This is a genomic window from Rhodococcus ruber (assembly GCF_016804345.1).
Lineage (GTDB): Bacteria > Actinomycetota > Actinomycetes > Mycobacteriales > Mycobacteriaceae > Rhodococcus > Rhodococcus ruber.
Window position 1 is genome coordinate 1,287,375 of record NZ_CP044211.1, and the last position, 21,724, is coordinate 1,309,098.

Consider the following 21,724-nt stretch of genomic DNA (forward strand, 5'->3'; position numbering starts at 1 on the left):
GTGCGGGTCAGGCCGGACGGAACCGGGCCGCGACGTGGGCGCCGACCCGTTCGACGAGGTGATCGAAGAAGACCTGCGGGTCCGTGGCGACGACGATCTCGGCGTTCGGCGGCCGGCCCCACATGCCGGACCAGTCGGCGACGGTGGTGCCGCGGGTGAGCCGGCCGTCGAGTTCGACGTCGACGGTCGCCGGGCGGGTGGTGAAGGGCACCGTTCCGAGGGCGACCGCCGCCGCGAACGGATCGTGGACGTGGGCCAGGAAGCCCTGACCCTGGTCGCGGTGGAACTCCATGTAGAAGCGCAGCGCATCGGCCAGGTGCCGCACGATCGGGTTGGACGCCCGCGAGCGCAGACCGCGCGGATCGTCCGGCGAGAGGAGCTCGGCCGGGACGCTTCCCGCGGCCTCGGCCAGACGTCGCAGGTGATCGGGCCGCATCGCGATCGACTCGGTGGTATCGAGGGAGCACACGATCGGCCGGCGGCCGGGTGCCACGGCGGAGAATGCGTCGAACACCGCCTTCGCGGCCTCCGGATCCACCGCGACGTTCCATTCCGAGGTGGGTGTGGTGTTGCCCGGATAGTTGAACGCCCCGCCCATCACGACCAGGCGGCGCAGCCGGTGGGGGAGTTGCGGATCGAGCCGGACGGCCAGCGCCAGGTTGGTGAGCGGACCGGTGACGAGGCCGACGAGTTCGCCGGGGTGGGCGCGGGCCAGCTCCACCCACGCCTCGGCGGCGCTGCGGCCCGACGGGCCGTGACCGGGGGCGGGCAGGTCGGCGTAACCGACGCCGAGCGGGCCGTGCGTGTCCTCGGTGGTCATCAGCGGCGCGACGAGTGGGGCCTCCGATCCGACGGCGACCTCGATGTCCGGTCTGCCGCACACCTGCAGCCACGCCAGGTTGTTCGCGGTCACCTGCGGGACGGGCACGTTCCCGGCGGTGGAGAGCACCGCGGCGATCTCCGCTTCCGGACTCGCCAGCAGGTAGAGCAGGGCGAGAGCATCGTCGATGCCGGTGTCGACGTCGGCGACGAGGCGGATGGGTTCGGGCACCCGCCCATCCTGCAGCACGTGCCCGCGGCCCGGCACGGCCGGTGCCGCGGACTCCCGCTCAGGAGGGTGGTGTCGGGTCGACCAGACCCTCGGGGAGCCGGCGGAACATCTCGGCAAGCTGCGGCAGGAAGTCGCGGAAGCCGCTGGTCTTGCGCCAGAACATGCCGATGTGGCGACGCGGGACGGGCTCGGCGAACCGCAGCAGCCGGATCTCCGGGGGCTGGGCGACCGGGGTGGTGACGGCCAGGCGCGGCAGCAGGGTCACCCCCACCCCGGCGATCACCATCTGCCGCAGGGTCTCGAGGCTCGTCGCCCGGAAGCCGTTGCGTTCGGCGGCTCCGGTCAGCCGGCACACCTCGAGGGCCTGGTCCCGCAGGCAGTGACCGTCCTCGAGCAGCAGCAGGCTCTCGTCCGCGATCACCGACACGGGGGCAGGTTCGGGTGTGCCGGCCAGCGGATGGGAGGCCGGGACGGCGAGCACGAAGTCCTCGGAGAACAGGTACTCCTGGTGCAGGTGGTCGTCGTCGATCGGCAGTGCGAGCACGCAGACGTCGAGGTCGCCGCGGCGGAGCCGTTCGAGCAGGTCCTCGGTCTTCTCCTCGATCAACAGCAGTTCGAGATCGGGAAACCTCGCCCGTACCGACGGCACGACGTGCGGGAGCAGGTACGGGGCGAGGGTCGGGAACAGGCCGATGCGGAGCGTGCCCGACTCCGGGTCGGAGAACTGCCGGGCGATCTCGCGGATGTTCGCGGTCTCGCTCAGAATGATCCGGGCCCGCTCCACGATCTGCGTGCCCGCGCCGGTCAGGGTGATCTGACGCGGGCTCCGCTCGACGAGTTCGACGCCGAGTTCCTGTTCGAGCTTGCGGATCTGGGTCGACAGCGTCGGCTGACTGACGAAGCAGGCCTCCGCCGCCCGGCCGAAGTGGCGATGGTGCGCCACCGCGGCCAGGTACTCGAGATCACGCAGGTTCACGACGGACGAACTACCGGACGGTCGCGGCGACCGAGTCCTCGGCCGGGGCGCTGGTGCGGATGAGGTGGTCGAACGCGCCGAGCGCCGCGGTCGCGCCGGCACCGGCGGCGATGACGATCTGCTTGTACGGCACCGTGGTGCAGTCACCGGCCGCGAACACACCCGGCACCGAGGTCTGGCCGCGGTCGTCGATCACGACCTCGCCGCGCGGCGACAGCTCGACCGTCCCGGCGAGCCACTCGGTGTTGGGCAGCAGACCGATCTGGACGAAGACGCCCTCGAGCTCGAGCGTGTGCGACGTCTCGGTGGCGCGGTCCTGATAGGTCAGTCCGGTGACCTTGGTGCCGTCGCCGAGGACCTCGGTGGTCAGTGCGCTGACGACGATGTCCACGTTCGGCAGGCTGCGCAGCTTGCGCTGCAGCACCTCGTCGGCGCGCAGCACCGAGTCGAATTCGATGAGCGTGACGTGCGCGACGACGCCGGCGAGGTCGATGGCGGCCTCCACACCGGAGTTGCCGCCGCCGATCACGGCGACGCGCTTGCCCTTGAACAGCGGTCCGTCGCAGTGCGGGCAGTAGGTCACGCCCTTGTTGCGGTACTCGGTCTCGCCGGGCACGTTCATCGAGCGCCACCGCGCGCCGGTGGACAGGATCACGGTACGGGCGAGGAGGGAGGCGCCGCTGTCCAGTTCGACCTCGACGAGGCCGCCCTCGGTGGTCGCCGGCACGAGCTTCGCGGCTCGCTGCAGGTTCATGACGTCGACGTCGTACTGACGGACGTGATTCTCGAGCGCGGCGCCGAGCTGGGGACCTTCGGTGTAGGGCACGGAGACGAAGTTCTCGATCGCCATCGTGTCGAGCACCTGGCCGCCGAAGCGCTCGGCAGCGAGTCCGGTGCGAATTCCCTTGCGGGCGGCGTAGATCGAGGCTGCGGCGCCGGCCGGTCCGCCGCCGACGACGAGTACGTCGAACGGGTCCTTCTCGGCGATCGCGGCGGCCGCGCGGTCTGCGGCGCCGGTGTCGAGCTTGCCGACGATCTGCTCGAGGCTCATGCGGCCCGAGTCGAACAGTTCCCCGTTGAGATACACCGTCGGTACGGCCATCACCTGGCGTCCGTCGACCTCGTCCTGGAACAGGGCGCCGTCGATGGCGACGTGCGTGATGCGCGGATTGAGCACGCACATCAGGTTCAGGGCCTGCACGACGTCCGGGCAGTTCTGGCAGGAGAGCGAGAAGTAGGTCTCGAAGTGCAGTTCGCCGTCCAGGTCGCGGACCTGCTGCTGCAGTTCCTCCGGCTCCTTCGACGGGTAACCGCCGACCTGGAGGAGAGCGAGTGCGAGGGAGGTGAACTCGTGACCGAGCGGGATGCCGGCGAAGCGGACCTCGATATCGGTGCCGACCCGGTGGATGGCGAACGAGGGGCGTCGTGCGTCGTCGTCGCGGCGCTCGTGGGTGATCTTGTCCGACATCGCCGCGATCTCGTCGAGAAGGGCGGCGAGTTCGGCGGACTTGGGTCCGTCGTCGAGGGAGGACACGAGCTCGATCGGCAGGGTCAGCCGCTCGAGGAGGGACTTCAGTTGGCCGGCGAGCGAGGCTTCGAGCATGGGTATCTACTCCATCGACGGGTGGGGAACGGTGATCGGAATTCGGCACGGCGCCGGGTGGCTCGGCGCTCCGGGAGCGCGGGGCCCGATGTGGGCCGGGCCCCGCGCCGCAGGAAGGTCGGATCCGGAGGTGTCAGATCTTGCCGACGAGGTCCAGCGACGGGGCGAGGGTCTCGGCGCCCTCTTCCCACTTGGCCGGGCAGACCTCGCCCGGGTGCGACCGGACGTACTGAGCGGCCTTGACCTTGCGGACGAGCTCGGCGGCGTTGCGGCCGATGCCCTCGGCGGTGACCTCCATGAACTGGACGATGCCGTCGGGGTCGACGAGGAAGGTGCCGCGGTCGGCCAGGCCCTCGTTCTCGCGCAGCACCTCGAAGTCGGTGCTGATTTGCAGGGTCGGGTCGCCGATCATGGCGTACTTGATCTTGCCGATGGTCTCGGAGGAGTCGTGCCACGCCTTGTGCGTGAAGTGGGTGTCGGTGGAGACCGAGAAGACCTCGACGCCGAGCTTCTGCAGCTCCTCGTAGTGGTCGGCAAGGTCACCGAGCTCCGTCGGGCAGACGAAGGTGAAGTCGGCCGGGTAGAAGAAGAAGATCGCCCACTTGCCCTTGATGTCCTCGTCGGAGACGGAGATGAAACCACCCTCCTGGTAGGCGGTCGCGGAGAAGGGCTTGATCTGCTTGTTGATCAGGGCCACGTTGAACCTCTGTTCGGTCGATAGGGATTCTGACCTTTCAAACACTAACGAGTTTCGATAGGCAGGGCCAATCGATCGACTGCATTCGATTGATAGTCTGCATCTATCGATCCGATCGGCGCGGCGAAACCCCAGTTGGGCGACCGAACCGCCGTCCAGGCGCAGGGGCACGCGCGTCGAGACGTGACCGATATCACGACTGCTGCGAGGCGGTGTCGGTGACGCGGAACACCGGGTAGCGCGAGGCCACGGCCGCGAGTTCCGCCCGGGTGGGTGCACCGGCCAGGCCGAAGTACATGTCCGCCTCCCGAGCGATCTTCCGGTGGCCGGGTTCCCGTCCGCCCCGCAGCAGGTAGGCGCGGAGGATGTCGGCGCGGCCGGGGACCGGTACCTCGACCAGGGTGACCGCCCGACGTCGGCGACCGCGGACCAGCAGTGCGCGCCCGGCGGCAGCCCGCACGTTGCGGGCCCACTGGGACTGGCCGGCCAGCGACAGCAGGTACTGCTCGCCGTCGTGGTCCAGCAGCAGCAGATTGGTCCGGCGCACGACACCGGAGCGACGGCCGGGGACCTCCAGCGTCACGACATTCCGCGGGCTGAGCCGCAGCCGGGTCAGTGCGTGGCCGAGCCACTGCAGCCGCGCGTACACCGGCGGTGGGGGCCGATACCGGCCCGCTCCGCCGTAACGGGGCGCGGCCACGGCGCTCCGGAGCCTGCGCAACCGACCGGTCCGGGGGCGGTCGAGTTGCCGGGCCAGGTGGTGCAGCGCCCCGGCCGTCCCGGTCGTCAGCGGCAGCCCGTGCCCGGGGGCGAGCATCTGCGGCTGCAGCGCCGCCAGGGCAGCGACGGACCGCACTGCCGCCGGCCGGCTCCAGGTGGTGTACCGGGGTGGCCCGGCCAGCCGCTGCCGGCCCGTCAGCACCCCGGTGACCGAGTTCAGGTCCACGGTCACGGTGGCGTCCCCGGTGATCAGCACGCCGTCGCTGCGCCGCAGGTAGGCCACGTGCCCAGGGGTGTGCCCGGGGGTGTGCACCCATTGCCAGTCCGGCAGCCCCGGCACCGCGCCGCCCGGCTCCAGCGGGCGCACGACGTCGGTGATGTCGCCTGCGTGCTCGATCCGTGCCCGAGTTCGCCGGGGCAGCAGTCGCATCAGTGGGGCCACCACCCACCGGTCCAGCGGCATCGTGAACTCCGGCAGGTAGCGGCCCGCCGCCATCGGCAGCTCGGCGGGGTGCACGTACACCGGCACCCGCCAGGTCCGGGCCAGCGCCCCGGCCGCCCCGCAGTGGTCCGGATGGATGTGGGTCAGCACGATCGCCGCCGGTTTCGTGCCCCGGCCGAACAACGACTCTGCTGCCGCGGTGACGATCTCGGCGCTGCCGGACCAGGCCGCGTCCACCAGCACCCACCTCGCTGCCGACCCGAGCAGGTAGACGTTGGGGGCGGCGGCAGTCCGCCCGGCCCGGAGGAGGTGGACGCCGGGGGCGATCCGGTGCGGTCCGGTGCGAGAGGTCATCGGGTACTCCTGCGGTGGTGATCGTCAGGCAGGCGGAGCCGGGTGGCGTGCTGCCACGCCGCGAGCCGGTCGCGAGCCCGGGCGGCCCGCAGTGCCAGGATCGCCCCGCCGAAGGATGGGCGATCCGAACCCCTCTCCGGTTCTCTGTCCGGCAGCGCAGTGAACCGATCTCCGGTCAGTGTATTCAGCCCTGCTCGACTTCGATCCACGTCGTCCGGCGCATGCCTGCGACGCGGGGCCACGTTCCGCGTTGACCGCGCGCCTCCGGGAGGTTGTGCCGATGCCCGCTCCGCGCGACCATCGTTCGATGACCGGCCATGTCGAGGTCCGGGCGTACGCCGAGTTGAACGACTTCGTCGCGCCCGAGTCGCGGGGCGTCGCGGTGCGACGGCCGTTCCGGAGCCACCAGACGGTCAAGGACGTCGTCGAGGCGATGGGCATCCCGCACACGGAGATCGATCTGATCGTGGTCGACGGGGAGCCGGTGGACTTCGCGTACCGCCCGCGGCCGGGTGCCCGCATCGCGGTCTATCCGTTGTTCGAGGCGCTCGACATCGAACCGATCACCCGGCTGCGCCCGGTTCCGCTGCGGGAGCCCCGGTTCGTGGTCGACGTGAACCTGGGCCGGCTCGCACGCCTGCTCCGGCTGCTCGGGTTCGACGTGATCTGGACGTCGGACATGGACGACGCGGAACTGGCGCGGATCGGGAGTGCCCATCAGCGGATCCTGCTGACCCGCGACCGGGGACTGCTCGAGCGCCGGGAGATCACCCACGGGCTGTTCGTGCACGCCGACCGTCCGCTCGAACAGATCGTCGAGGTCGTGCGCCGGCTCGATCTCGGGGCACGGTTCGCTCCGTTCACCCGATGCCTGCGCTGCAACGGCAGGCTCGTCGCCGTGTCCAAGGAGGAGGTGCTCGATCAGCTCGAGCCGCTCACCCGCCGCTTCTACGACGAATTCTCCCGCTGCACGGACTGCGGCCGGATCTACTGGGCGGGCTCGCACCACCGGAATCTGGTCGCCCTCGTGCGGGAGATCGATGCGGAGCTCTGACGCGCTCAGACGCGCAGACCGACCTCGACGATCGCCTGGGCGACGGCGCGCACCGGCGCCTGACGGCGGCGCGCGTAGGAGCGGATCAGCTCGAATGCCGCAGCCGGGGTGACGCCGCGGGCCTGCGCGGTGATGCCCTTGGCCTGCTCGACGACGATGCGGGTGTCGAGCGCGGTCTGCAGCTGCGCCGAGAGTTGTTCCTGCTGGCGCATCTTGTCGGAGTTGACGATGTAGCCGGTGGCCATGTCGGCGAACACCTGCGCGGCGGCGAGCTCGTCGTCGGCCCATTCCCGGGGTTCGCGGCAGTAGAGGTCCAGGGCGCCGACCTTGACCTCGCCGAGTTGCATCGGGACACCGGCGACGGCGGCGATCCCGAGCCGCCGCGCCTCGGCGGCGAATTCCGGCCACAGGTCGTCGCGGCCGCGGACATCGGCGACGGCGATGGTCTCGCCGTGGGTGAAGGCGTGCGCGCACGGTCCGGCGTCGAATCGTTCCTGGCACCGCTCCATCGCGTCGACCTGTTCGCCGGCGGCGGTGACGAACCGGAGCCGGCCGTCGACGTGCAGAGTCACTCCCGCTCCTGTCAGTTCGAGCACGGAGGTCACCTTGCCCACGACTGCGTCGAGAGCGGCGTCGACCTCGTACGGGGTCAGCAGGCGCTGCGCGAACTTCGACAGCGCAGCGACGAACTCCTCGTGCCGGTAGGCCATCACCACCCCCTGGGCCGCGCGGACGTATCCCGATTCTTCCGTACTGCAAGTGTTCCCCGGAACGCCGAGATGATGCCGCGAAAGTCCGGATCCGGACCGCTCCACGGCCCCGGGTGGCGCCGAGCGGCCGGATCCCTAGGATTCGATCACGCGATCCGGGCGCCGCGGGCGCGAGCAAGGAGGCTGTGCGATGAACGAGGAAGCCGGCCCTCGGGACGTCCCCGACACCGAGGCGAGAGCCGAGTTCCGGTCCAGCTACCGCCACGGCTTCCTGCGGGTCGCGGCCTGCGCGACGCCGACGGCGATCGTCGACCCGGCGGCCAACGCGGCGACGGTGCTGCGGGCCGCACGGGTCTGCCACGACGACGGGGTCGGGCTCGCGGTGTTTCCCGAGCTGACGCTGACCGGGTACTCGATCGAGGACCTGTCGATGCAGGACACGGTGCTGGAGGCGGCCGAGCGGGCACTGGCGGAGGTCGTCGCCGGCTCGGCGGGCCTCCTGCCCGTCCTGCTGGTGGGGCTGCCGTTGCGGCCCCGGCACCGGATCTACAACGTGGTGGCGGTCGTGCACCGCGGGCGGATCCTGGGGGTCGCACCCAAGTCGTATCTGCCGACGTATCGGGAGTTCTACGAGCGCCGGCAGCTCGCACCGGGCGACGACGTGCGCGGCACGGTTCGCCTCGCCGGTCACGAGGTTCCGTTCGGTCCCGACCTGCTGTTCGAGGCCACGGATGTTCCCGGTCTGGTGCTGCACGTGGAGATCTGCGAGGACATGTGGGTGCCGATCCCACCCAGCGCGGAGGCCGCTCTGGCCGGCGCCACGGTGCTGGCGAACCTGTCGGGCAGTCCGATCACCGTCGGCCGCGCCGAGGACCGGCATCTGCTGGCTCGTTCGGCGTCGTCGCGGTGCCTGGCCGCCTACGTGTACTGCGCGGCGGGAGCGGGGGAGTCCACCACCGATTTGTCCTGGGACGGGCAGGCAATGGTGTACGAGAACGGGATGCTGCTCGCCGAGACCGAGCGGTTCCCGCGCGGCGAACAGCACGCGGTGGCCGACGTCGACCTCGAGCTGCTGCGCAACGAGCGCACCCGCATGGGCACCTTCGACGACAACCGGCGTCGTCACGCCGCCCGTCTCGACGCGTTCCGCCGCATCACGTTCACCCTCGCACCCCCGCTCACCGACATCGGCCTGCGACGCCGGGTCGAGCGCTACCCCTTCGTGCCCGCCGACCCGGCCCGCCTCGAGCACGACTGTTACGAGGCCTACAACATCCAGGTCGCGGGGCTCGAACAGCGCCTGCGTGCGCTGAGTGGTCCGACGGCGGGCGGGCCGAAGGTCGTCATCGGGGTGTCGGGCGGACTCGATTCCACCCACGCGCTCATCGTGGCGGTCAAGGCGATGGACCGGCTCGGCCGTCCGCGTGAGGACGTGCTCGCCTTCACCCTCCCGGGGTTCGCGACGAGCGACCGGACCCGGGAGAACGCCCGCCGGCTGTGCCGCGCGCTCGGGGTGACGCTCGAGGAAATCGACATCACCCGTGCCGCCCGCGTGATGCTCGAGGACCTGGGTCACCCGTTCGCGCGCGGGGAGCGGGTCTACGACATCACGTTCGAGAACATCCAGGCCGGGCTGCGCACCGACTACCTGTTCCGGGCCGCGAACCAGCGCGGTGGGCTGGTGCTCGGGACGGGGGACCTGTCGGAGATCGCACTGGGCTGGTCGACGTACGGCGTCGGGGACCAGATGTCGCACTACAACGTCAACGCCGGGGTGCCGAAGACGTTGATCCAGCATCTGATCCGCTGGGTCGTCTCGTCCGGGCAGTTCCACGCCGAGGTCGGCACCGTTCTCGAGGCCGTCCTGGGTACCGAGATCAGTCCCGAGCTGGTCCCGGTCGGGGAGGGGGAGACACCGCAGAGCACCCAGGCCGCGATCGGTCCGTACGACCTGCACGACTTCTTCCTGTTCCAGGTGCTGCGCTTCGGGTTCCGGCCGTCGAAGATCGCCTACCTGGCGTGGCAGGCCTGGCACGAGACCGGTGCCGGGGACTGGCCGGCCGGCCATCCCGAGCATGCCCGCCGCGCGTACGACCTGCCCGAGATCCGGCGGTGGCTGGGCGTGTTCGTCCAGCGGTTCTTCGCCTTCAGTCAGTTCAAGCGGTCCGCGATGCCGAACGGTCCGAAAGTGGCTGCCGGTGGCTCGCTCTCACCGCGCGGGGACTGGCGCGCGCCCTCGGATGCGTCCGCGCGCATCTGGCTCGACGAACTCGAGCGGGAGGTGCCGCGCGACCGGGACTGCTCAGGTGCCGAGGAGATCGGTCAGCGGTGAGTCGGCTCGCCGGCCGCGCAGCGCCGCCGAGACACCGTCGAGGATGTGCTCGAGGACGGCCCCCGACGTGGCGAAGTTGATGCGCACGAACGCTTCTGCCGAACGTCCGAAGGGTCGGCCGCCGTCGACCAGCACCCGGCCGAGGTCCCGGATCCGGCGGACCGGATCGTCGACGGCCAGAGCCGAGACATCGACCCAGCTGAGGTAGGTGCCCTCCGGCCGATGGTGGCGGGCTTCCGGCAGGTGCTCACGCAGGACCGTGTCGACCCGCCGGCGGTTGCGGTCGAGCACGCGGAGCAGGGCCTCCTGCCAGTCCTGGCCGTGTCGCCATGCGGCCAGGGTGCCGAGCACGGCAGGGGTCGAGACGGTGCCGTACAGGTCGGGCGGTTCTCGGTCCCGCACGGCAAGCAACTGCTTCGACCCGTAGTGCGCGACGGCACAGCGCAGGCCGGCGATGTTGAATGCCTTGCCGGCCGAGGTGAGGGTGATCGTCCGCGCCGCCGCGTCCGCACCGATCGACGCGAACGGGATGTGCCGGTGGGGCGCGTAGATCAGCTCCGCATGGATCTCGTCGCTGACGACGAGCAGGTCGAACTCGGCGGCAAGTTCGGCGATGCGGGTGAGTTCGGGACGGGTGTGGACCCGTCCCGTCGGGTTGTGCGGGTCGACCAGGACGAGCACTTTCGGGCGTTCGGCGACGAGCGAGGCCCGGAGCGCGTCGAAGTCGAGCCGCCACCCCTCCGGGGTGTCGACGAACGGGAATTCGACGGTCCTGCGGCCCATGGTCGCGATCGTGGCCAGGAACGGCGGGTAGTTCGGGGTCTGGATGACGACACCGTCGCCGCGCTCGGTGTGCACATGCAGGATCAGCTGCAGCGCCTGGATGAGATCGGTCTGCTCCCGCACGTCGGCGGGGTCGATCGTCCATCCGTACCGGGACTGCATCCGCCGGGCGAACTCCGCGCGCAGCGGGGTGCCGCCGGCCCAGTCGGGGTAGCCGAGCTCTCCCGACCGGGCCGCGTCGCACAGCGCGTCCCGGATCGAGGGGGCGATCGGGAAGTCCATGTCGGCGACCCAGGCCGGGAGGGCCCCGGCGCGGACGGCGCGTGCCCACTTGACGCCGGTGCGGCGGACGAGATCACCGATCTCGAGGTCGTCGAATCCGGGTTGCCGGGCTTCCGGCGCGGGTGACGCTCCGGTCAACGGGGATCCCCGGGTCGAGGTCGTCTCCGGTGCGGCGATCCGCATCCGGTCGGCGTCGTTCCTCGTCGGGTGGCCGAACGGTCCATGCAGTGAGTGTGCCCGCGGCGCGGATCGGGCGGAGGCGAACCCGAAATCCGACCCGGGGCCGATGCTCCGTCACCCTGCTGTGGGAGACGGCGACCCGGGTGCCTTCGAGTCGGCCCGTCGGTCAGTCACGGCGCAGGGTGCGGCCGTCGGGCAGGGTGCGGCCGCTCAGCAGTGCCACCAGGCGGCCGCTGTCGGCCCGCACCACCTCGCCGCTGCCCCAGCTCCAGTCGGCGTCGTCGGCTTCGAGCCGGACCTCGGTCAGGTCGACCCCGAACACTGCGCCGTTCGCGGCGGTGAGCTGGTCGAGGACGGCTACCACGGCCTCGGCCGGGGCAACCGTCGGCCGCTCGAGCGCGACCGTGACGTCGAGGGAGTGGATCACTGCATGGCTGAGCGCGCCGGCCGCGCCGCCGCCCGGCGGCTGCCACGCGTGCAGCAGCGGCGACCGGAGATGGGCCAGGTGTTCGGAGACCGGAAGGAACGCGTCGCGGGCGGCCACGGTGTCGGACAGCACGGTGAAGTCGCCGCCCGCCGCCGCCATCTCGGCTCCGAACTGTTCGGGGGTGAGCCGCGCCGGCATCGTTGCGTGCGCGACCACGTGGCGCACCTGCCATTTCTCGCAGAGCGAGGGCGCGTCCCAGGTCTCCGCGGGGACGGAGGCGAGCAGGTCGGCCAGGCCGTCGTAGGTCGGCGCGACCCCGGATTGCAGGTTCACAGCAGGTCCCTTTCACGCGGTGGGCAAGGTGATCCTCGAGCTCGCAACGCGAGACGAGGAAGCCGGCGCGGGGCTCGGACGAGCGCCTCGGCGGGCGCGTGTCATCGATATTCCGAACCTTCCGCAGTCGAAGCACCCGCGCCGGCGATGACGGTGATGCGAGAGTTGAGACTCCGCGGACGGGACGAACTCATCGGGGGACGGTGGAGCCGCGGCCACGGCTCCTGCCCGACTGTCGTGTACCGAGACGACCGGTGGGTATTCGACAGGGACGGATCGCCGGCCCCGGCGCGGCGCCCGACACCGACCACGGGAGGAAACGAACAGTGACCGACTTCGGCTACACCATGCTCTGCGAACAGTCCCGGCCCGACCACCTCGTCCGCGACGTGCAGATGGCGGAGCAGGCCGGCTTCGATTTCTCGGTGATCAGCGACCACTACAACCCGTGGCTGGAGGAACAGGGACATTCCGGATACGCGTGGTCCGTCCTCGGTGCCGCGGCGCAGGCCACCGAGCGGATCCCGCTCATGACCTACGTGACGTGCCCGATCCTGCGGTACCACCCGGCGGTGGTGGCGCAGAAGGCGGCGACGATGCAGATCCTGTCCGGGGGCCGCTTCCGCCTCGGACTGGGCGCGGGGGAGAACCTCAACGAGCACGTCGTCGGCAAGGGCTGGCCCGCCGTCGGCACCCGGCACGAGATGCTGGCCGAGGCCGTGGAGATCATCTCGGCCCTGTTCGACGGCGGGAACGTGAACTTCCGAGGCGACTACTTCGACGTCGAGTCCGCGCACCTGTACGACCTGCCCGAGGACCGGGTGCCGATCGGGATCGCCGTCTCCGGCGCGCGGTCGTGCTCCCTCGCCGGGGAGAAGGCCGACCTGATGGTCGCCACCGAACCCGAGCCGGACCTGACCCGGATGTTCGACGAGGCGGGGGGAGCGGGCAAACCGCGGGTCGGGCAGATCGCCGTCTCCTACGACACCGACCGCGACGCGGCTGTGCGACGGGCACACGAGCAGTTCCGCTGGTTCGGCCTCGGCTGGAAGGTCAACCCGGATCTGCCCGCGCCGTCCTCGTTCGCGGCCGCGACCCAGTTCGTGACGCCCGAACAGGTCGGGGCGCAACTTCCGTGCGGCGACGACATCGACGAGTACGTCGACAAGATCCGGCCGTTCGTCGAGGCGGGGTTCACCGAGGTCGCCCTCGTCCAGATCGGCGGTGACCGGCAGGAACCGTTCATCCGGTGGGCCGAACAGGAGTTGCTGCCGGCGCTGCGCAGTCTGCTGCCGGGCTCGTGAAACGCGGGAGCCGCGCGCCGCGATGGTCTCGGTAGAAGTCAGTTCTCACTGACGCCGCAGGCCTCGTTAGCGGTGTGCTCCGGCAGGCGCAAACCGACGGTCGTCCGGCGTCGAAGGGTGTCGAGATGTACGTCGAACCGCGCGTGGCCGGACTGCGTCAGTGGCGCACCGAGCGTCTCGAGGATTTCGTGGCCGAGCTCGAACGCACGACCGGCCCTGCCCTGCCGTGTTCCGCCCGCGACGTCGCGCGTACCGAGCTGGCGTCGCGCCGGGAGGGCGGAACGGTGGACTGGGTGTGCCGGGTCAGGACCCGGCCCGGGTCCGGCGGTCGTTCCTCGCTGCTGACCCTGGCGCTGCCCATCAGGCTGTCGGAACCGGAGGTGCGCCACGCGGCCCTGGCCCGTGCCCGCGAACTGTTCGGGTCCGACGTCGTCGTCGACAGCGTGCAGTTCGGCAACTGAGGAAGTTCGCCGGAACGGTCAGGGACCGAGCCGCACCGCCGAGATCACGCCGGAGACGGTGGCGGCGGCACCGACCGCGACGAAGCCGGTGACCATCGTGGCGACGGCCCCCGCGGAGACGACCGTACCGAGCACGGTGCCCAACCGCGGACGCAGGCCGGGCGCCGGGCGGGCCGGGGCGGGGTCGTCGAGGCGTACCGGGTGGCGCACCGCCGCGGGCGGCAGAGCGAAGTGGGGGTCGGGTCGGTGGGCGAAGTTCTCGGACATCAGTGTCTCCCCGTCCGTCGTTGACACTTTGTGCCTCCAGTGTCGCGGCGCCGGGTCTCCGGCAGATGGCCGCATTTTGAACTCTGGGTTTCGTAGAGTCGGCCTGCCCGCGCCCGGACGCCGGCCACCGCCCCCTGCGCGGTGACCGGCCCCGCCGGTCCGCATCCCCACTCGACGTTCCGGCGCGTTCCCCTCCGGGGAGGGGCCGGCGGCGACGGCTCCGGCTGCACGAGAGTGCGGCCTGTCCGACAGCCTCCATCGGGTGGAACGCATCGGAGCTTGCCGCGGTGCCGGAGCGAGCGTCGCGAACGGGGTGAAAGCAGGGGTGAATTTCGAGCACGCGGCGCGGACGGCGCCCGGCCGCCGTTCCGAGGACCCGCGCATTCGGGACCGACCCTGCGATACGTGCCGGCCGTCGACATGCATAATGACCGCAGCGTTGCTGACGCCCATGCAGGGAAAGTCCGGTCCGAGTCCGGCGCTGACCCGCAACGGTAGACCGTCCACCCGACGGTGAGCCCGATCGCCTGCATGGACGTGCGCGACTCCGGTATTTCGTCGTGGTCTACGAGATGGAGTCCAGCAGGGTAGTCGGTGACCTCTGTCCGGGGCCGCTGCCGTGCCGGAGTCTGCCCCGTGCCACCTGAGCAGAGCACGAGGTCCCATGCCCGTCGACTTCCGCCGTCCCGCCACCGCGGTTCTCGCCGTCCTCGCCGTCGCCACCGCGGCCGGTTGTTCGCGCGGCGCCGACATCGGCGCCGGCCCGTCCGCGGCAGCCTTCGCCGAACCGGTCTCGATCACCAATTGCGGACGCACCGCCACCTACGACGCGCCCCCGCAGCGGATCGTGTCGATGAACGACCACGTCACCGAAACCCTGATCCAGATGGGCGTGGGGGACCGCATCGTCGGCATGGGCTACGGCGAGAAGGACGACCCGCTCCCGGAGACGGCCGAGCAGTTCCGGGCGATCCCGTCGCTGGCCGCCGAGTACCCGACATACGAGCAGATCCGCGACCTCGAACCGGACCTGGTCGTCGGCGGGATGCGCAGCGCATTCGACGACAAGACCGGTCGGGGGCGGGACGCGCTCGAGCAGGCGGGGATCCACACGTTCCTGTTCTCCGAGTACTGCGGTGCCGGCTTCTCCGATATCGCCCTGCTGGAGAACGACTTCGCCCAGCTCGGCGCTCTTCTCGGTGTCGAGGAGCAGGCCGCGGATCTGACCCGGTCGATCACCGCGGAACTCGACGCGGTACGTGCCCGGCTGGCGCAGGCTGCCGTCGCACCCGTGCGCACCTTCTTCTACGACTCCGGCGAGGCCGAACCGCTCTCGGTCGGTGGCGTGGGCATCGGCAACCTCATCGCCGGCTACGCCGGCGCCGACAACATCACCGCCGAAGGCCCGAAGCCGTACTTCACCACCGGCTGGGAGATCGTCGGTGAGCGCGCACCCGAGGCGATCGTCGTTCTGGACTACGGTGCGACCAGCGCGCAGGACAAGATCGCCTATCTGAAGAACCAGCCGATCGTGGCCACCACACCCGCCGTGCGCAACGACCGATTCGTCGTCGTGCCGCTCGACGACTTCTTCGAAAGTTCGCGCATGGTCGATTCGGTCGAGACGATCGCCCGCGGACTGCACCCGGCCGCATTCCCGGACGCGCCGTGACCGCCGCCGGCACCCTGACCGGCCCGTCGTCGCCGCACGCCCCGGCCCCGGCGGTCCGGGCAGGCGCCGGGGGCGCGCACCATCGTTCGCTGTGGCTGATCCTGCCGCCGCTGCTCGCCGCGCTCGTGCTGGCGCTGGCGGGCGCCGTATCGCTGGGCACGGTGAACATCCCCTTCGGCGACGTGTGGGCGATCGTCGCGCACCGCCTCGCCCCGGGAGCCTTCATGCCGTGGTGGACCGCGGCGCGGGAAGCGATCGTCGTCGACTCCCGCCTGCCCCGAGCGCTGACGGCGGCCGTCGTCGGTGCCGCGCTCGCGATCGCCGGGGTGGTGGCGCAGGCGGTGACCCGCAATCCGCTGGCCGACCCCTATCTGCTGGGCGTGTCCTCCGGCGCCGGGTTCGGGGTGGTGCTGGTGACGGTCCTGGGTGTCGGCGGCGGCGCCCTCGGAGCCTTCACCCTGCCGTTCGCGGCCTTCCTGGGAGCCCTGGTCCCGCTCGCCGGCGCGATCGCGGTCAGTGTGCGCGCCCACGCCGTCACCGCGATCGTCCTCGTCGGCGTGGCGATGTCGATGGTGTTCTCCGCGGCGACCACCTTCACCCTGCTGGTCCTCGGTGACGACCACCAGCTCGGCACCGTGATGCGCTGGCTGGCAGGAGGATTCGGGGATGCGACCTGGTCCGTGCTGGCCGTGCCCGCGCTGGTCCTGCTCGTCGTCGGCGGCGGCGTCCTGCTGTGCGGCCGGCAGCTGAACCTGCTGCTCGTCGGCGACGACGGGGCGACCGCGCTGGGAATGGACGTGCGGCGGTTCCGCATCCTGATCCTGCTCGCGGTCTCGCTGCTCACCGCCGCGGCAGTGGCGGTCTCGGGGACCGTCGGTTTCATCGGACTGCTGATCCCGCACGTCGCCGGTCACCTCGTCGGCCGCAACAGCGTCCGGTCGATACCCGTGGCGGCGGTGGCCGGGGCGCTCGCGCTGGTCCTGGCCGACGTCGTCGCCCGCTCGGTCAGCAGCTCGACCGAACTGCCGGTGGGGGTCGTCACCGGACTGCTCGGGGCACCGGCCTTCCTCGTCATGCTGTGGCGCAGCTACGGGCGGGAGTGGTGACCTGCCTGCGCGCCACCGGGGTCCGTGCCCGGCTGGGCGAACGCATCGTTCTCGACGGGGTGGACCTCGACGTGGCGGCGGGCCGGGTACTCGCCCTCGTCGGACCCAACGGCAGCGGCAAGACGACCCTGCTGCGCGCCTGTTACCGCGCGGTGCCGGTCGGGGCCGGCACGATCACCGTCGACGACCGGGACGTCACCGACGTCACGCGCCGCTCCCTCGCCCGCCTCGTCGGGGTCGGCGTCCAGGAACCGGTCGCGCTCGGCGGGACGACCGTCCGCGAATCGGTGCAGCTCGGGCGCACCGCCCGCCGCGGCTGGCTCGAACCGTTCGGCGACGACGACCGGGCGGTGGTCGAGGACGTGCTCGGCCGGCTCGGGCTGCTGCACCTCGCCGACCGCGACGTGCTCGCCCTGTCCGGGGGAGAGCGTCAGCGTGTCTCCATCGCCCGGGCCCTGGCCCAGCAGCCCCGGGTGCTGCTGCTCGACGAGCCGACCAATCACCTGGACCTGCGTCACCAGCTGACCGTGCTGGAGTTGCTGCGCGGCCTCGCCGCGGACGGGCTCGCCGTCCTGGTGACGCTGCACGACCTGCGGCTGGCGACCGAGTACTGCGACCGGATGGCGGTGCTGAACCACGGGTCGGTGGTCGCCGAGGGAACTCCGGAGGACGTCCTGCAACCCGCGCTGCTGGCGGAGGTCTTCGGCGTCCGCGGCCGGGTCGGTGTGGACGGCGACGGCCGGCGCACCCTCGACGTCCGGGGGCCGGTCGATGCCTGACCGCCACTCCGGTGCCGTGGCGCGTGCCTATGCCGCGGCCCGGTCCCTGCTCGGCGACTTCGCGCACACCGTCGACCTCGGGCCCGTCGTCCTTCCGGGCAGGCTCTCGACCGATCCGCAGTGGCTGGCCGAACGGGTCCGCGACACCGGACGCAGATGGGACTGCCCCGACCCCCGGGTCGCCGGCACGCTCTGGTGGTACTCGGCGAGTTCGACACTCGTGGCCGGACCCGTCGCGATGCTCCTGGCCACCGGCTGCGCCCCCGACCCGGACCCGGCACGGTGGCGCTGCACGCTGCGACCGGACGGCTACCTCGGCGCGGTACGGTCCTCACACCTGCTGACCGGGGCCGATGCCTTCGCGCGTGCTCTCGGGCCGGCGCTGTCGGCGATCGTCGTACCGCTCGCGGGGGTGTCGGGTGCCTCGGAGCGGGCGCTGTGGGCCGTCGCGTCCGACTCGATCGCCAACCGCGCCCTCGACGCCGGGCGTGCCGCCCACCGCACCGAGGACGGATGCGCTCTTGCCGCCGTGCTGTCCGTACCGCCCCTGCTCCCACCGCGTTTCGTCGACGTCGGACCGGGCGGGAGCGGGACGGCGGCGCCGGGATCGCCGGAATCGGGACGGCGCTTCGTGCGCCGCAGCTCCTGCTGTCTGATCTACCGCGCGACCGGCAGCGACAAGTGCACGAGCTGTCCGCGCCGGGCACCGGCCGACCGCGACGCGGCGTTGCGGCGGTACGTCGCCGCACGGACGTGACGCGGATCAGGCCGCCGCGAGCGCGATCAGCGCGATCGCCGGTGGCGTGCACTGCGCCGCGGCACCCCCGAGCCCGGCGCCGCGGGGCCGGCTCATGGCCAGGCGGTCCGAGACGAACAGGGCGATCCCGGCGAGCAGCATGAACGAACACGTGTAGAGCACGAGCGCGCGTCCGACCGTGTCCTCGCCCGCCCGCCACAGGGCCACCCCCATCAGCGCCCCGGCGCCGAGGAACAGGTTGTAGAAGCCGACGTTGAACGCCCACATCCGCACCGCCGCGACGTCGCCGGAGGGAATGCGGAACAGGTCCTCGTGGATCGACGGCCGCCGGAACAGCAGCGTCTCCCACACGAACGCGAGCAGATGCACTGCCGCGGCGAGGGACGCGGCGAGCTGGGCGAGGGTGATCACGGCGCACCCGCCTCCGTTGCGAGCGCGACCCCGTACCGGTCGGCGACCGCTCGGAGCGCGCGGGCGGACTCGCCCGGCGACTGCGGCGACGCGAGGCCCTCGAGCGCGCCGAAGAAGCCGCTCATCGACGTCCCGGCCGCGATCAGCAGGAAGGTCGCGGTGCCGGTCAGGACGGTGAAGGAGTTCATCGTTCCCGCCGCCACGGTGATCGTGTCCCCGCCCGCGAGTTCGTGCACCTCCGTGCCGGCGCGGACCAGGATCCGGCCGGTGAGAACGTGATACGACTTGGCCCACGGTTCGGCGTGCAGCGGTGGCGGCTCGGTGCGCGGCGCCTCGACGAGGAAGAGTTCGTACGCTCCGCCGGCGTGTGCGCCGGTGGACAGGGCCGTGACGGTGGCGTCGGGCAGGGTGAGACGACGGCCCTCGCCCATCCTGCAGAGTTCGGTGTTCTCGGTCATGCCTGTCACGTTAGGAACCGCCCGGCCGGTGGCCCATCCCCGGAAACGGGGATGGGTGGTAGCCCGCCACCGGCGCATACTGGGATCATGCTCGAGATCCGGGCGGAGAAGGTGGGCCGGGAGGTGGTGGCGCTCGCCGCCGCCGGCGCCGACGTGACCCAGGTGCACGAGCGTGCCATCGAACTCGTGGGCCGAACGGTGCGCAGCGACCTGACGTGCTGGGCGATGATCGATCCCCGGTCCCTGACGATCGGCTCCATGACCAGCGGCCCCGACCGGATTCCGCCGGAGTACGAGCCGCTGCTCGCCGAGAGCGAGTACCGCGGGCACGATCCCGGCACCTTCGCCGAGTTGTTCCGCACCGGCCGCACGGCGACCCGGGGATCGGATCTGCCCTCGGACGAGGTGGCCCACTGTCTTCGCCACGCCGAGGTGTGGCGTCCGCTCGGAGTGGAGAACGAACTGCGCGTGATCTTCCGGAGTGGTGAATTGTGCTGGGGAGCAGCAGGATTCGTTCGATCCGGGGTGGACTTCACCGATGCCGAGGTCGAGTTCCTCACGCAGGTGGCGCCGGCGGTGGCGGTCGCGACCCGCGCCGCCGTGTGCGCCACCGCCCCCTCGGGCCGGGGCGACCCGGGTCCGGCGGTGGTCCTGACCGGGGCCGGAGGCGAGCCCCTCGCGCTCACGGCAGCCGCCCGCGACTGGGAGGAACGATTCGACGAGATCGCACCGGGACGGCTGGCCGTCATGGTGCGCGCCGCCGCGTTCGGGGCGCGTGCGAGCGGTTCGGGTGTGTTCCGAACGCGGATCCGCGACACCACCGGCGGCTGGATCCTGCTGCGGGCCACCGCGCTGCTCGGGGGTGACGAACCGCAGACCGTGGTCACGCTCGAGCCCGCGGCCGGTGGCGAACTCGCCGAGTTGCTGCTCGCCGCCTACGCCCTCACGGCCCGGGAACGGGACGTGTGCCTCGAGGCGATGGCCGGGTACTCGACCGCCGAGATCGCGGCCCGTCGCGGCATCACCCCGAACACCGTCCACGATCACCTCAAGGCGATCTACACGAAGACCGGCGTGCGCAGCCGGGCCGAACTCACCGCCCTCCTGCGGTCCGGACGGGACCTGCGCCGAGCCGCCGTCGCCGCGCCGGAGTGAGCACACCGGTCGAGCGCATCTGCCAAGATCAGGTATGCCCCTGACCCGGCGGATACTGCCCGTGCTGTGCGCCCTCGGGCTCCTGGTCGCCTGCACGGCCACGGACGACGCGGCACCCGGCCCGCCCGGATCGGCGGACAACGCGGCCGCGTCGGCGACCTCCTCGTCGGCCGACCCCGCGCAGGCCGAGGCCGTGGACCGGATCGTGCGCGACACCATGGCGGAGTCGCATCTGAAGGCGGCGATCGTGCGCGTCACCGTCGACGGCAGGGAGATCCTCACCCGCGCCTACGGCGAATCCACCACCGGCGTGCCGGCGACGACCGACATGCACTTCCGCAACGGCGCCGTGGCCATCTCCTACGTCGCCACGCTGCTGCTGCAACTCGTCGACGAGGGGACGGTCCGCCTCGACGACACGGTCTCGACGTGGCTGCCCGACATCCCGCATTCGGACCGGGTCACCCTCGGCCAGCTCGCCCAGATGACCTCCGGCTACGCCGACTACGTGCAGAATCCCGAACTGTCGGACGCGATCTACCGGGACCCGTTCCGGAACTGGACACCCGAGGAACTTCTCGCCTTCGGCACGTCCCAGCCCCTCTTCTACGAGCCCGGCACCAACTGGAACTACGCGCACACCAACTACGTGATCCTCGGCATGGCCCTCGAACGGATCACCGGCCGGCCGGTGGCGGAACTGCTGCAGGAGAAGGTGCTCGACCCGCTCGGACTGGACGGCACGACGCCGTCGCAGACGCCGGCGATCCCGGAACCGGTGCTGCATGCGTTCAGCTCGGAACGCCGGCAGGCGCTCGGGATCCCCGTCGCGACCCCCTTCTACGAGGAATCCACGTTCTGGAATCCCTCCTGGACGATCACCCACGGGGCCGTCCAGACCACCGACATCCACGACCTGCACGACACCGCGGTCGCCGTCGGCACCGGCGCGCTGCTCTCACCGGAGTCGTACCGGGCGATGGTGTCGACCGACCTGCGCGGCCGCACCACCGCGCTTCCCGGTTGTCCCACGTGCTTCCCGCAGTCCGAGGGCTACACCTACGGACTCGGGGTGGTGATCACCGGCAACTGGCTGATGCAGAACCCGCTGTTCGGTGGGTACGCCGCGGTCGAGGCATACCTGCCGTCGCAGAAGATCGCCGTCGCCGTCGCCGTCACCTACGCGCCGGCGGCGTTCGACGACGCCGGCGCGTACTCGAACGAGGCCGACACGCTCTTCCGGCGGATCGGTGCGCAGCTCGCCCCGGACGACGCGCCCCCGTCGCGGCCCGCCCGGTGACATTCCCGCCCATGCCCGCCCGGTGACATTCCCGCCCATGCCCGCCCGGTGACATTCCCGCCCCTACCCACCCGGTGACATTCCCGCCCCTACCCACCCGGTGACATTCC

The 21,724-nt window shown here is 71.4% G+C and carries 21 protein-coding genes; 10 read left to right on the forward strand and 11 right to left on the reverse strand.

Going from position 1 to position 21,724, the window contains the following annotated elements:
* Positions 1 to 7: 7 nt before the first annotated feature.
* The 5 genes from F1734_RS05980 to F1734_RS06000 all read right to left on the reverse strand — a co-directional run bounded on the left by F1734_RS05980 (position 8) and on the right by F1734_RS06000 (position 5,843).
* Entirely contained in the window at positions 8 to 1,051 is a 1,044-nt protein-coding gene (locus tag F1734_RS05980) for a nucleoside hydrolase (protein WP_274382444.1), read from the reverse strand.
* A 58-nt stretch (positions 1,052 to 1,109) separates the two neighbouring features.
* Positions 1,110 to 2,027 carry a LysR substrate-binding domain-containing protein gene (locus tag F1734_RS05985; protein ID WP_017680611.1) on the reverse strand — a complete coding sequence of 306 codons (918 nt, stop codon included), beginning with the start codon at positions 2,025 to 2,027 and terminating at the stop codon, positions 1,110 to 1,112.
* A 10-nt stretch (positions 2,028 to 2,037) separates the two neighbouring features.
* Complete coding sequence (ahpF, locus tag F1734_RS05990; protein WP_017680612.1) at positions 2,038 to 3,630, reverse strand: alkyl hydroperoxide reductase subunit F; 1,593 nt, start codon at positions 3,628 to 3,630, stop codon at positions 2,038 to 2,040.
* A 133-nt stretch (positions 3,631 to 3,763) separates the two neighbouring features.
* A complete protein-coding gene (gene ahpC, locus F1734_RS05995; protein ID WP_003936729.1) occupies positions 3,764 to 4,327 on the reverse strand; it encodes an alkyl hydroperoxide reductase subunit C in 564 nt (187 codons plus the stop codon).
* A 193-nt stretch (positions 4,328 to 4,520) separates the two neighbouring features.
* Entirely contained in the window at positions 4,521 to 5,843 is a 1,323-nt protein-coding gene (locus F1734_RS06000; protein ID WP_017680613.1) for a nitroreductase/quinone reductase family protein, read from the reverse strand.
* Between the two features lie 307 nt (positions 5,844 to 6,150).
* Between F1734_RS06000 and F1734_RS06005 the strand changes: the two genes are divergently transcribed.
* On the forward strand, positions 6,151 to 6,897 hold the full coding sequence (locus F1734_RS06005; protein WP_026137725.1) for a Mut7-C RNAse domain-containing protein: 747 nt from the start codon (positions 6,151 to 6,153) through the stop codon (positions 6,895 to 6,897).
* Positions 6,898 to 6,902: 5 nt separating this feature from the next.
* On the opposite strand, the gene F1734_RS06010 is transcribed toward F1734_RS06005, so the two are convergent.
* Entirely contained in the window at positions 6,903 to 7,607 is a 705-nt protein-coding gene (locus F1734_RS06010) for a GAF and ANTAR domain-containing protein (RefSeq protein WP_225222235.1), read from the reverse strand.
* A gap of 190 nt (positions 7,608 to 7,797) precedes the next feature.
* Between F1734_RS06010 and F1734_RS06015 the strand changes: the two genes are divergently transcribed.
* On the forward strand, positions 7,798 to 9,939 hold the full coding sequence (locus F1734_RS06015) for an NAD(+) synthase (protein ID WP_010593801.1): 2,142 nt from the start codon (positions 7,798 to 7,800) through the stop codon (positions 9,937 to 9,939).
* Here the strand turns inward: F1734_RS06015 and F1734_RS06020 are convergent.
* Positions 9,910 to 11,187 carry a MalY/PatB family protein gene (locus F1734_RS06020; protein ID WP_124258734.1) on the reverse strand — a complete coding sequence of 426 codons (1,278 nt, stop codon included), beginning with the start codon at positions 11,185 to 11,187 and terminating at the stop codon, positions 9,910 to 9,912. The two genes, F1734_RS06015 and F1734_RS06020, sit on opposite strands and share 30 nt — an antisense overlap.
* A 163-nt stretch (positions 11,188 to 11,350) precedes the next feature.
* Positions 11,351 to 11,944, reverse strand: coding sequence for a maleylpyruvate isomerase family mycothiol-dependent enzyme (locus F1734_RS06025; RefSeq protein ID WP_203011432.1), 594 nt, complete (start codon positions 11,942 to 11,944; stop codon positions 11,351 to 11,353).
* Between the two features lie 326 nt (positions 11,945 to 12,270).
* On the opposite strand from F1734_RS06025, the gene F1734_RS06030 reads away from it, so the two are divergent.
* Both F1734_RS06030 and F1734_RS06035 read left to right on the forward strand, forming a co-directional pair.
* Entirely contained in the window at positions 12,271 to 13,248 is a 978-nt protein-coding gene (locus tag F1734_RS06030) for an LLM class F420-dependent oxidoreductase (RefSeq protein WP_017680617.1), read from the forward strand.
* 125 nt (positions 13,249 to 13,373) lie between these two features.
* Positions 13,374 to 13,709, forward strand: coding sequence for a hypothetical protein (locus F1734_RS06035; protein WP_238424120.1), 336 nt, complete (start codon positions 13,374 to 13,376; stop codon positions 13,707 to 13,709).
* 18 nt (positions 13,710 to 13,727) lie between these two features.
* Here F1734_RS06035 and F1734_RS06040 read toward each other — a convergent pair whose 3' ends face one another.
* Positions 13,728 to 13,976 carry a hypothetical protein gene (locus F1734_RS06040; protein ID WP_017680618.1) on the reverse strand — a complete coding sequence of 83 codons (249 nt, stop codon included), beginning with the start codon at positions 13,974 to 13,976 and terminating at the stop codon, positions 13,728 to 13,730.
* A 664-nt stretch (positions 13,977 to 14,640) separates the two neighbouring features.
* Here F1734_RS06040 and F1734_RS06045 point away from each other — a divergent pair.
* Genes F1734_RS06045 through F1734_RS06060 form a run of 4 tightly spaced genes read left to right on the forward strand, consistent with a single transcriptional unit; the run spans position 14,641 to position 18,290 of the window.
* Positions 14,641 to 15,648, forward strand: coding sequence for an ABC transporter substrate-binding protein (locus tag F1734_RS06045; RefSeq protein ID WP_017680619.1), 1,008 nt, complete (start codon positions 14,641 to 14,643; stop codon positions 15,646 to 15,648).
* A complete protein-coding gene (locus F1734_RS06050; RefSeq protein WP_064066464.1) occupies positions 15,645 to 16,754 on the forward strand; it encodes a FecCD family ABC transporter permease in 1,110 nt (369 codons plus the stop codon). The genes F1734_RS06045 and F1734_RS06050 overlap by 4 nt, the downstream gene beginning before the upstream one ends.
* Positions 16,751 to 17,533, forward strand: a complete 783-nt coding sequence (locus tag F1734_RS06055) for an ABC transporter ATP-binding protein (protein ID WP_026137726.1) — start codon at positions 16,751 to 16,753, stop codon at positions 17,531 to 17,533. The genes F1734_RS06050 and F1734_RS06055 overlap by 4 nt, the downstream gene beginning before the upstream one ends.
* Complete coding sequence (locus F1734_RS06060; protein ID WP_234420164.1) at positions 17,526 to 18,290, forward strand: (2Fe-2S)-binding protein; 765 nt, start codon at positions 17,526 to 17,528, stop codon at positions 18,288 to 18,290. The genes F1734_RS06055 and F1734_RS06060 overlap by 8 nt, the downstream gene beginning before the upstream one ends.
* Positions 18,291 to 18,296: 6 nt before the next feature.
* On the opposite strand, the gene F1734_RS06065 is transcribed toward F1734_RS06060, so the two are convergent.
* Positions 18,297 to 18,701, reverse strand: a complete 405-nt coding sequence (locus F1734_RS06065) for a DUF1304 domain-containing protein (RefSeq protein WP_017680623.1) — start codon at positions 18,699 to 18,701, stop codon at positions 18,297 to 18,299.
* Positions 18,698 to 19,159, reverse strand: coding sequence for a cupin domain-containing protein (locus F1734_RS06070; protein ID WP_017680624.1), 462 nt, complete (start codon positions 19,157 to 19,159; stop codon positions 18,698 to 18,700). The genes F1734_RS06065 and F1734_RS06070 overlap by 4 nt, the downstream gene beginning before the upstream one ends.
* Before the next feature lie 87 nt (positions 19,160 to 19,246).
* Between F1734_RS06070 and F1734_RS06075 the strand changes: the two genes are divergently transcribed.
* Together F1734_RS06075 and F1734_RS06080 are read left to right on the forward strand one after the other, a co-directional pair.
* Positions 19,247 to 20,314 (forward strand): helix-turn-helix transcriptional regulator, encoded by a 1,068-nt coding sequence (locus F1734_RS06075; protein ID WP_017680625.1) that lies wholly within the window; start codon positions 19,247 to 19,249, stop codon positions 20,312 to 20,314.
* A gap of 34 nt (positions 20,315 to 20,348) precedes the next feature.
* Positions 20,349 to 21,614 (forward strand): serine hydrolase domain-containing protein, encoded by a 1,266-nt coding sequence (locus F1734_RS06080; protein WP_017680626.1) that lies wholly within the window; start codon positions 20,349 to 20,351, stop codon positions 21,612 to 21,614.
* The last annotated feature ends 110 nt before the right edge of the window (positions 21,615 to 21,724 follow it).

Excerpts from the sequence above, each read along its gene's own strand:
- F1734_RS06070 (WP_017680624.1), bottom strand. The coding sequence starts at position 19,159 with ATGACCGAGAACACCGAACTCTGCAGGATGGGCGAGGGCCGTCGTCTC.
- F1734_RS06060 (WP_234420164.1), top strand. The coding sequence starts at position 17,526 with ATGCCTGACCGCCACTCCGGTGCCGTGGCGCGTGCCTATGCCGCGGCC.
- F1734_RS06040 (WP_017680618.1), bottom strand. The coding sequence starts at position 13,976 with ATGTCCGAGAACTTCGCCCACCGACCCGACCCCCACTTCGCTCTGCCG.
- F1734_RS06015 (WP_010593801.1), top strand. The coding sequence starts at position 7,798 with ATGAACGAGGAAGCCGGCCCTCGGGACGTCCCCGACACCGAGGCGAGA.
- F1734_RS06010 (WP_225222235.1), bottom strand. The coding sequence starts at position 7,607 with ATGGCCTACCGGCACGAGGAGTTCGTCGCTGCGCTGTCGAAGTTCGCG.
- F1734_RS06035 (WP_238424120.1), top strand. The coding sequence starts at position 13,374 with ATGTACGTCGAACCGCGCGTGGCCGGACTGCGTCAGTGGCGCACCGAG.
- F1734_RS06005 (WP_026137725.1), top strand. The coding sequence starts at position 6,151 with ATGACCGGCCATGTCGAGGTCCGGGCGTACGCCGAGTTGAACGACTTC.
- F1734_RS06020 (WP_124258734.1), bottom strand. The coding sequence starts at position 11,187 with ATGCGGATCGCCGCACCGGAGACGACCTCGACCCGGGGATCCCCGTTG.
- F1734_RS06075 (WP_017680625.1), top strand. The coding sequence starts at position 19,247 with ATGCTCGAGATCCGGGCGGAGAAGGTGGGCCGGGAGGTGGTGGCGCTC.
- F1734_RS06045 (WP_017680619.1), top strand. The coding sequence starts at position 14,641 with ATGCCCGTCGACTTCCGCCGTCCCGCCACCGCGGTTCTCGCCGTCCTC.
- F1734_RS06080 (WP_017680626.1), top strand. The coding sequence starts at position 20,349 with ATGCCCCTGACCCGGCGGATACTGCCCGTGCTGTGCGCCCTCGGGCTC.
- F1734_RS06000 (WP_017680613.1), bottom strand. The coding sequence starts at position 5,843 with ATGACCTCTCGCACCGGACCGCACCGGATCGCCCCCGGCGTCCACCTC.
- ahpF (WP_017680612.1), bottom strand. The coding sequence starts at position 3,630 with ATGCTCGAAGCCTCGCTCGCCGGCCAACTGAAGTCCCTCCTCGAGCGG.